Raw genomic sequence first — 8,573 nt, forward strand, 5'->3', positions numbered from 1 at the left:
TCAGCACCCTTCCAGTGCGAAACCGGCCTTGATCCACTTACTGGACTCGACGGAGATCCCCACCGCTCGCCGCCCTGGGCCGAGTACCCCGCCCAGGGCTCGCTCCAGTTGCAGGAACACGATGGCGTTGCCGCAGTTGCCGGCCCGGTCCACGCACGTCACGTCCTGCGCCCCGGGCAGCCCGAGCCGCTCCGTGATCAGCTTGGTCATCCGGCCCGACAGCTGCGGGGGCAGCAGGACATCGACGTCCTCGGGCCGCCAGCCGCAGGAGTCGAGAAGTTCGGTGAGTACCTGCTCGGTCATCTCCGGCACGTGCTGCTCGATCGCCTTGTAGTCCTCGGTGGCGGCGAGCCTGTCGCTGTCGCGGTCCGCGGGACCGAACCACTCCAGGACCGCGCCCGGTTCCCGGCCCAGCCCGACGAGCCGCGTGAACAGCTCATGCACCGCGGCGGAGCCAGGAGCGGGCCGCGTACTGAGCACGGCGGCCCCGGCCGCGTCGCCGAACAGCACGTAGTTGACCAGCTCGGCCGGCGCCGCCGTACGCAGGTCCCGCTCGACGTCGTAGAAGCGGGCGATCACGTCGCCGCCCAGCACCAGCACGGTACGGCCGCCCCCGCTGAGCAGGAACTGGCGGGCGACGTCCAGTGCCTGCACCGCGCCGGAGCAGCCGGACTGGAGCTGGAAGGTGCGCACGCCGTTGATGCCCAGCCGGTCCGCGACGATGTTGACGGTGGCCGGCATCAGTTGGTCCGGAGTGGCCGTGCCCAGCACCACGGCATCCACCTCCTCCGGCCCGATCCCGGCGGCCACGAGCGCCGCCTGCCCGGCCTCCGTGGCGAGGTCCGCCAGCGTGCCGGTGACCTTGCCGGACTCCAGGTCCAGTGCGAGATGCCGCGAGGAGGTGCCGATGAACACATCCACCCACTGCTCCCACAGGGCGTCCATGCCGAAGCGCCGGGCGAGCATGGCGTTGTCCACGGGCTCTCCCGGAAGCGCCGACGCCGCCGAACGGATGTATATGTCCCGACCGGTCATCGTGGGGTGTCTCCTCGCGTGGTCGTGTCTCGGTGCGTGGGCAGGGCTCAGTCGGAGAGCAGGATCCGGGCCTCGGCGGAGGCCCTGACGCCGGTCATCCGCCACTTGCGGAAACCGGTGAGCCCGGCGTAGCGGCCGCCGGTTCCGGTGGCGGGGTAGTACACCCACTCGCTGGTGCGCACGTCGTTGAAGTCGGCCCAGCCCTCGGCGTGGATGGTGCCGTCGCGCAGGGTGATGTCCTCCGTGTAGTACGTCAGCAGCCCGCCGTCTCCGGGGCGTACGTACTCGATGCGGAACGAGCCGTGCGAGGTACCGATCTGGGCGCCTGTCTCGTCGTACAGCTCGTCGTCGAACGTTCCCGTCTGGCCCACCTTGGGGTCGGACACCTCCACGTCGTCGACCACCTTGACGACGATCTCCTTCGGCACGCGCAGCACGATCTCGTCGGCCATGTCCATTCCTCTCCCTAAGGTCGTTCGAATCAGGGGTGGTGCACGGTCCGGGACGGCGGTGCCCCGGCCATCAGGGGAGGCCGGTCCGGCGTCGGGCCGGCCCCGGTGAGCACGTCGGGCTCCTCGCGTGTGTCCGGTCCGGGCAGGAACACCTCGGCAGCCGGTTCATGGGGGCGGGCGAGCACCGACCAGAAGTCGTGCCGGGTCCAAGTACCGCTGTTCACCGGGTCGTTGTCGGCAAACGTGTACGGCGAGTACTGGCGGCCCGTCGGATCCGGTTGTGTGAAGCGGCCCCAGAAGCCGTTGTAGAGGTGGTGGTCGAGCACCTGCGCGCTGCGCAGCAGCTGGTAGGCGCCTCGGTAGCGGAACGGATTGACCCCGGCGGCGTCTCCCGACACCGTCACCGCCCCGTGCGGCGTGTACCGGTAGCGAGCCGCGAGCCCGCCCTCCTCGTCCAGCAGTGCCAGCACCGAACCCTGTTGGTCGGTGACCGCCCAGTAGTGCCGTCCGTCCGAGGTGAGGACGGCGAGCAGGGTGCCGTCCGGCGCGCGCACGAAGTCGGTCGGCACGCCGTCGTCGGTGACGCGTGTGATGCCCAGCGGGCCGTGGGTCAGCACATGGGTGACGGTCCGGTCGTCGACGGTGGTCTCGGTGATACGTCGGGGCAGTTCCTGCCCCAGCCCGTCGTACTCGATGTCGACGACCTGCCGACCGCCGAACACCCCGGTCAGCGTCTGGTGGGTGGCGCTGTAGGTGAACGACCCGGTGGGGTTGGTCTCCTCAGTGAAGTTGCCGGCGCCGTCGTACACGAACACCGTCTCGCCGAACAGCGTGACCTGGCCTGCCGCGTTGAGCGTGAACCGGACGTCTCCCAGACGCACGAGGTGGTGGGCGTCGTCGTACGCGAACACGGTGTCCCCGGCGCGTGCCAGCCGTTTCAGCCCGTCGTAGGCGAAGCCGGTGAACTCGCCGTCGAGCACCGTCGAGCGCAGGACGTCGGTGTCCGCGCCGCCGCCCGAGGCATAGCCGTACTCGAGGCCGAGCAGTCTGTGGCCCGCCGCATCCCGGACCGTGAGCGCGGTCCTGCGGCCGGAGGCGTCGTAGCCGATCTCCTGCGTGCCCCGGCCGAAGTCCACACCGGTGAGCCGGCCGGCCGCGTCATGGGTGAGCCGTGCCGTACGGCCCGCCGGTGTCACGACGGACGTCGGGCGACCAGCGGCGTCGTAGGTGTAGCGCGTCGTCCCCGCGGCGGTCGCCAGAGAGGTGATCGCGCCTTCCTCGTCATAGGCGGCACGGACCTCCTCCCGTTCCGCCCCGGCCGTACGCGTTGCCGACACCAGCCGGCTGCCGCCCGCCGTGCTCGTCCAGCCGAAGTCGTACGACCATCCGGGGCCCGACTTACGGACCACCTGCCCCAGTTCGTCATAGGAGAGCGAGATCAGGGTTCGTCCCGAGCCCTCGTCAGTGACCTCGGCGAGCCGGCCCGCCGGATCCGTACGGTATCCGGTGCGCCGGCCGTTGCCGCTGATCACCTGGGTGATCCGGGACAGCTCGTCGTAGCGGAACACGGTCCGGCCGAGGGGGGCGGGCGGGACGACTTCGGTCAGGTTGCCGTCCGCGTCGTGGACGAAGGCGGTGACGGCGCCGTTGCCGTCGACCAGAGTCGCGAGTCTGCCGTTCCCCGGATGGTAGGTCCGTGTGTCCAGGACGCCGTCCCGGCCGGGCGTCCGGGTCTCCCGCAGCCGGCCGGCGCCGTCGTAGGCGAGGAGCAGTTCGTTGCCTGCCGGGTCGCGCAGCACGGTGGGCAGGCCGGGATGAGCCGGATCGCCGTAGACCAGGATGGAGCGCGCCGAGGTCGGCAGGATCAGGCCGGTGGGACGGCCTTCGTGGTCATAGGTCCGGGTGAGAACCGCGCCCAGCGCGTCGGTGAGCGACACCGGGTTGCCGTCCGCATCCCAGCCCTGCCGGATCTCGTTGCCGAGCGGATCGGTCACGGCGATCGGTCGGCGCTGAGCGTCGAAGGAGTGAATCGTACGGCGGCCCTCGGGGCCCACGACGACCGTATGTCCGTCACCGTAGGAGAAGTCGAGACGCAGCCTGCGCCCGGGGCCCGTCCAGTCGATCTCGGAGATCGCGTACATGCCGTCATAGGAGAACCGAAGGGTCTCGCTGTTCGCGACGGTCAGGGCCGCCAGCCGGTCCTCGGCGTCCCACACGAACTCCGTGACCAGTCCGGAGGCATGGCTGTGCCGCACGAGCCGACCCACGGTGTCGTACGCGTACGACGCCGCCTCCGCGCCGAGCGGGTCGAGCGTCTTGACGATCCGCCCCTCACGGTCACGGTGCAGCACGGTGACCCGTCCTTGGCCGTCCGTGACGGTCAGGGGTTCCGAGGAGAGGTCGGGTGCCTGTTCCAGGCCCGTGGAGAACGTCCAGCCCGGGCCGAAGCCTTCCTCGCTCCGCCGGAGACTGCGGTACTCGCGGACCAGGCGCAGATGACGGTGGGCGCCGGCGACCACCAGGTCGAGCTGACGGACGATCAACTCACCCTCGGCCAGGTCGACCAGGATCTCCGTGAGATCACCGATCGGGATGCGCCGGGTCCCGGACAACCACGACCGTGAACGGGACGGAGGGAGGCGGAGAGCGGGCACGTGGTCGGGTGCGGGCACGGGCGGCTCCTCGTTCGTATGCGGGACGACGCTCACCGGATGCGGGGCCACCGGCGGAGCACCAGGCTCGGCCGCCTCTCTAAAGCACCGCTAAGGCTCACGCGCCGCCGATCTTTTCCGGCCAACTCGCCCAAGCGGGTGGGCTCCGCTGGCTGCTGAAAGACCGATGGGTGCTTGATGAACCTTCTGTTACAGGCCGGCTGGCCTCTCCCGGGCTCTCTTACGCTGAAGGCGGGCCACCGCTCTTCCCGGTCTGGCCAGGCGCGGGGACGAGGGAACCGAAACCGGGGGAAAGGGACTTGACGGATGACCGTCACCAGTATCGGAACGGTTGAACACAGCACGGTTCGCAGCGAAGAACTGCACGGACTTCTGCGCGCGGTCGAGGCGGCGAGCGCCGGGGGCTCCATGGCGATTGAGCTGGCAGGCGATCCGGGAGCCGGCAAGACCCGGTTGCTCACCGCCGTCGCCCACCGGGCGGTGGGGCAGGGGTTGACAGTGCTGCGCGGCCGCTGTGCGGAGGCCGAACGGGGTGTGCCGTTCCACCCCTTCATCCAGGCGCTCACCACCTGGCGGGCGCAGGACGGCTCGGGAGCGGAGGTCCCCCAGGCCGCCGCGCTGATCACGGCTCTGGCGGCCGGTCCCACGGCCGAGGACGCGAACGACTTCACCCGACGCTGCAACTTCTACGCCGAACTGCGTCGGCTCCTGGCGGACTGCCTGGCCCAGGCGAACGGCGGGATGCTGATTGCTCTCGACGACTGCCACTGGGCCGACCCCTGCTCGGCCGAGCTCCTGGACATGCTGGTGCGCTGGCCGGTCGAGGGAGGCCTTGGTCTCGTCGTCGCACACCGGCCGAGGCAGGCGCCGGTCGAATTACGGGCGGCGCTGCGACACGGCATGGAACAAGGCGCCATCCGGTCCATCGAACTGCCCGCTCTCTCTCTCGAACAGAGCGCCGAACTGCTCCACACGACGCCCGACGACCCGGCTCTCGCCGCATTGCAGGAACAGAGCTGTGGCAACCCCCTCTACCTCTCGGCCCTGGCATCGGCACGCCGGTCGGACGACCCGCTGGACATCTGGACCCGCGCCGGGTTCGGCGCACGGCTGCTCGCCGAGACCACCCTTCTCGACGACAAGGCGCGCACCGTCGCCAACGCGGCAGCGGTCCTCGGCGACCCCTTCGACGTGGACTCCGTCGCCGAGGTCGCCGGAATCAGCCGTGACCAGGCCTGCTCGGTCCTCGGCGCACTGCGGCAGCGCGACCTGATACGGCCAGCGGGGGGCCCGGGCCTGCTGTCCTTTCGTCACCCGCTGCTGAGGAACTGCCTGTACACGGCGGCGGACGCCTGCTGGCGGGCCGGCGCCCACCGCAGGGCGCTCAGCAGGCTCTCCGCACTGGGCGTACCAGCCACCGAACTCGCCCCGCACATCGCACGCTCCGGATCCACGGCCGGGGCATCGGACCTGAGGGTGCTCGCGACCGCCACGCGTACGGCACTGCATCTGGGCAACTCCGCGGACGCCGCGCGCAGGCTGACGGTCGCCCTGCGGGTGCGCCGCACCGCGCGTCCGAGCCCTGGGGGCGAGGCGATCGGCCTCGAACTGTGGCGGTCGGTCGTGCTGGCCCTCACCGCAGACGGCGACGCCGAGGGGGTCCTCGCCCTGGCCCGGGACATCCCGGCCGGTCCGAACGGTGACACCCCCCGGCTTGCCGCCGTGACCCTACTGTCCGGCGTGCTGGCCGCGCTTGGCCGGGACGAGGAGGCCCAGGCCTTCATCGGAGCGGAACTCGGCTCGGACACAGCCATGGACCGCGACGCCACCGCCCTCCTTCATGTCCAACAACAGGTGGTCAAGGTCCTGTCGGGGCAGGTACCGGCCCGGGCCGACGCGGAGGCGCTGGTACGGCAGACCGCCGGTGCGGCCCCCGACACCATGGCGGGGGGCTTCGCGCTGCGCGGTCTGTGCGCCGTCCTCGCCGGTGACACCTGCTCTGCTGAGCAGGCGCTGAACGCCAGTGCGCAGGTGTTCGACGAACTCGACGACGGCGGGCCGGCCGGCGACCAGGAGTCCGTCTACCTGCTCGTCCTCAGCTGGTCCGAAGCGCTCATGGGCTGGTACGACCGCGCGTGCGGACACGGAGAGCGCGCACTGAGCGCTGTACGGGAACGGGGGGACGCCTACCTCCTGCCACCGCTCCTCGACACTCTCGCGTACGCGCACTACCAGGCGGGGCACATGGCCGACGCGCTGCACACAGCTCAGGAGGGCAGAGTGCTGGCCAAGGCCGCCGGACGCGCCGATCACGTCGGTCTCTCGGACGCGATCACCGCGGCCGCCTGGGCACAGCTGGGCCGCACGGCCACCCGGACGGCACGCCGTCCGCCGACCGGTGAGCCGCTCGCCGCGTCGCGCACGCCCCTCAACGCGCTCCTGATGGCCGAGTCCTATCTGACGGCGGGCGACGGGCCTTCGGCGCTGGCCCTGCTCCTGCCCAGGAAGGAGGCCTGGCGGGTCTCCGAGCCCGTCGCCGTCCTCGCGGCACGAGGGTACGAGTTGCTGGCCGCCGCAGCTGTGCAGAGCGGCATGGACACGGACAGCATCCAGGAGTGGGCCGATCACGCGACGGAGGCCGCGACAGCAGTCGGCCTCGCAGAGCAGCAGGGACACGCCATGCTGGCCCACGGCCACGCGCTGATGAGCCAGGGACTCACCAAGGAGGCCGCACAGCGCTACCGGGAAGCGTTCGAGCTCTTCGGCGGCAACAGCCCGACGGCAGCACGCGCCAAGGAGCTGGCGCGTGCGGCCGATCGCAGCACCGGGACACGGACCGAGCATCTGCTCGCCGAACTCACCCTGCGCGAGCGCGAGGTGGCGGAGCTCGCCGGGGAGGGTCGCAAGTCGCGGGAGATCGCGGACGAGCTGCGCGTGAGTCCCCGGACCGTGGACGCCCATCTCACCCGGATCTACAGCAAGCTGGGTGTCAACTCACGAGCCGAACTGGCCCGGATCGTGGCCTTGTCGGGCTGAGGCCGACGCTTCAGGCGGTCACGGAACCGGAGGGCCATACGCCTGCCGGTGACAAGGCACGGACGAGGTCGGCCACGGCCGCCAGATGGTCGGTCAGAAAGAAGTGGCCGCCTTCGAACACACGCAGTCGGAAACGGCCCGATGTGTGGTGCTGCCAGGCCGCCACGTCCTGGACGGACGCCTCGGTGTCCTGGTCGCCGGTGAGGGCCAGCACCGGACAGGACAGTCGTCTGCCCGGCGTGGGTTCGTAGGAGGCGAGGGCGCGGTAGTCGCCGCGCAGCGCGGGCAGGATCATGCCGAGCATCTCCTCGTCGTCCAGCAGCGCCGCTCCGGTGCCGCCCAGGGCCCGCATCTTGGCGACGAGGGCGCCGTCGTCCATCAGCCGGTCCCCCGTGGATCTGGGCCGGGAGGGCGCGCGGCGTCCCGACACGACCAGCGCGGTGGGGCCGTCCACTGAACCGGCGGCGAGGCGTACGGCGGCCTCGTAGGCGAGCGACGCCCCCATGCTGTGACCGAGAAAGGCCCTGGGGCGATCCGCAGGGCCCAGCGCCTCGCAAATCCGGTCGGCGAGCGTGTGCAGGTCGCCGACCGGAGCCTCGCGATGACGGTCGTGCCGCCCGGGGTACTGGACCGCCAGCACCTCGACCTCCGGGGAAAGGGCAGCGGACAGGCCGTGCCAGGCGGCTGCCGAGCCGCCCGCGTGGGGGAAGCAGACGAGTTCCGAGGCGGCGTCGGGGCTCGGATGGAAGCTTCTGAGCCAGACCTCGCGGTCCGCGCGCCGCATGGTCAGACCGCCATGGGCAGGTCGAGGAGCCGGTCGGAGGCGAGGATCGCCTGGTGCAGCCGACGCAACGACCGGCACGGCTCCAGGCCCAGCTCGGCGCGCAGCACCTGTTGCGCACGCCGGTAGACGCGCAGGGCCTCGGCCTGCCGCTCGGAGCGGTACAGCACCAGCATGAGCTGCCGGTAGAACGACTCCCGGAACGGATACTGCGTGATCAGCCCGTCGAGCAGGCTGATCACCTCCCGGTGCCGGCCCAGCGCGGTACGGGACTCGACGGACAGTTCCAGACAGTCCAGCTGTTCTGCCTCCACCCACGTACTGAACGCGGAGAGTGCCGGGCCCTCGGCCATGCCGTCGAGAACCGGACCGCGGACCAGCAGCAGTGCCAGCTCGAACGCCTCCAGCGCCGCTTCATGATGCCCGGCAAGCTGATGGTTGCGGCCCGTGCGGATCAGCTCCTGGAAGTCCGTCACGTCGTAGCCGGCATCGTCGAGGACGATGAAGTTCCCCCGTGATGCTGGACACTCGATGCTTACGCTGCGAGGGCGTGTTCCTGCTCGTGTCGCTGCCGGGTCTCCAGCGGGGTGAGGTAGC

The 8,573-nt window shown here is 70.8% G+C and carries 6 protein-coding genes; 1 reads left to right on the forward strand and 5 read right to left on the reverse strand.

All coding sequences use genetic code 11. The features are described 5' to 3' along the window. The 3 genes from ACWCRD_RS44250 to ACWCRD_RS44260 are packed head-to-tail and all read right to left on the reverse strand — an operon-like array spanning nt 1 to nt 4,159. Nucleotides 1-1,035 carry a 3-oxoacyl-ACP synthase III family protein gene (locus tag ACWCRD_RS44250; protein ID WP_450971343.1) on the reverse strand — a complete coding sequence of 345 codons (1,035 nt, stop codon included), beginning with the start codon at nt 1,033-1,035 and terminating at the stop codon, nt 1-3. 47 nt (nt 1,036-1,082) lie between these two features. After that, nucleotides 1,083-1,487, reverse strand: coding sequence for an allene oxide cyclase barrel-like domain-containing protein (locus ACWCRD_RS44255; protein WP_450971344.1), 405 nt, complete (start codon nt 1,485-1,487; stop codon nt 1,083-1,085). A 29-nt stretch (nt 1,488-1,516) separates the two neighbouring features. Continuing rightward, nucleotides 1,517-4,159 (reverse strand): DUF6531 domain-containing protein, encoded by a 2,643-nt coding sequence (locus ACWCRD_RS44260; RefSeq protein WP_450971345.1) that lies wholly within the window; start codon nt 4,157-4,159, stop codon nt 1,517-1,519. Between the two features lie 306 nt (nt 4,160-4,465). On the opposite strand from ACWCRD_RS44260, the gene ACWCRD_RS44265 reads away from it, so the two are divergent. Then, nucleotides 4,466-7,195: an ATP-binding protein gene (locus tag ACWCRD_RS44265; protein ID WP_450971346.1), complete on the forward strand. Its 2,730-nt coding sequence runs from the start codon at nt 4,466-4,468 to the stop codon at nt 7,193-7,195. 10 nt (nt 7,196-7,205) lie between these two features. On the opposite strand, the gene ACWCRD_RS44270 is transcribed toward ACWCRD_RS44265, so the two are convergent. Continuing rightward, nucleotides 7,206-7,979 (reverse strand): thioesterase II family protein, encoded by a 774-nt coding sequence (locus ACWCRD_RS44270; protein WP_450971347.1) that lies wholly within the window; start codon nt 7,977-7,979, stop codon nt 7,206-7,208. Between the two features lie 2 nt (nt 7,980-7,981). Beyond that, nucleotides 7,982-8,452 carry an AfsR/SARP family transcriptional regulator gene (locus ACWCRD_RS44275; protein WP_450971348.1) on the reverse strand — a complete coding sequence of 157 codons (471 nt, stop codon included), beginning with the start codon at nt 8,450-8,452 and terminating at the stop codon, nt 7,982-7,984. Between the last annotated feature and the right edge of the window lie 121 nt (nt 8,453-8,573).

Source organism: Streptomyces sp. NPDC002092 (genome assembly GCF_053593775.1).

Bases quoted from the DNA above. Each gene is read 5' to 3' on its own strand.
- ACWCRD_RS44250 (WP_450971343.1), bottom strand. From the start codon at position 1,035: ATGACCGGTCGGGACATATACATCCGTTCGGCGGCGTCGGCGCTTCCG.
- ACWCRD_RS44265 (WP_450971346.1), top strand. From the start codon at position 4,466: ATGACCGTCACCAGTATCGGAACGGTTGAACACAGCACGGTTCGCAGC.
- ACWCRD_RS44270 (WP_450971347.1), bottom strand. From the start codon at position 7,979: ATGCGGCGCGCGGACCGCGAGGTCTGGCTCAGAAGCTTCCATCCGAGC.
- ACWCRD_RS44255 (WP_450971344.1), bottom strand. From the start codon at position 1,487: ATGGCCGACGAGATCGTGCTGCGCGTGCCGAAGGAGATCGTCGTCAAG.